Consider the following 822-nt stretch of genomic DNA (forward strand, 5'->3'; position numbering starts at 1 on the left):
GGTTGGGGCCTGGCGGAGGAGGCCCTGTGGCACGCGGCCCGCGCCGAGGACGGACGCGGCGGCCCCACGGCCCTGGCGCGTACGCTCCCGGCGTACTTCGGCCTGGACTCGATGTACGACCTGCTGGAGGCCCTGCATCTCGAACACGTCGCGCACCGCCGTCGGCACGAGTTGACGCCGGTGCTGTTCGCGACGGCGGTGGACGGCGACCCGGTGGCCCGGTCGATCGTGGACCGGTTGGCGGAGGAGGTGGTGGCGATGGCGACGGTCGCGCTGACCCGCCTGGACCTGCTCGACGAGGAGACGCCGGTGCTGCTCGGCGGCAGCGTCCTCGCCGCCCGGCATCCCCAACTGGACGACGGTATACGGGAGTTGCTGGCCGCCCGGGCGCCCAAGGCGGTGGCGACGGTGGTCACCGCGCGGCCGGTCCTCGGCTCGGTGCTGCTGGGGCTGGACCACGTGGGTGTTCCGGCCGAGGCGCATGAGCGGGCGCGGGGGTACTACGAGCACTGACACCCGGGAACCGAACAGATTCCCACGGCGTATTCATGGACAAGGGGGCGGTGGGGGGCGTTGTGTGGTGCCGGAATTCCGGTCATCACGCTGCGATCCGATCAAGATCCAGTGAAGGCCCGTGCGGAATGTCAGTCCTGGCGGCGATACTTGCGGCGACAGGATGACCCTGGGGGAGGTCAGCAGTGACACAACCGCCGAAGAGCAGTACGGCGCCACCGGGTGCCGGTGTGCCCACGATGCCGGCGCTGCCGTCGCAGTCGGGCAGGTCGGGGGCGCCCACGCCCCGGCGTGCGCCGGACGCGACAC

The 822-nt window shown here is 71.9% G+C and carries 1 pseudogene; it reads left to right on the forward strand.

Going from position 1 to position 822, the window contains the following annotated elements:
• Positions 1-513, forward strand: a pseudogene (locus R6V09_RS54165) (ATPase); the annotation flags it as partial.
• Between the last annotated feature and the right edge of the window lie 309 nt (positions 514-822).

It is taken from the genome of Streptomyces sp. W16 (assembly GCF_033194735.1).
In the GTDB taxonomy this organism is placed as follows: Bacteria; Actinomycetota; Actinomycetes; order Streptomycetales; family Streptomycetaceae; genus Streptomyces.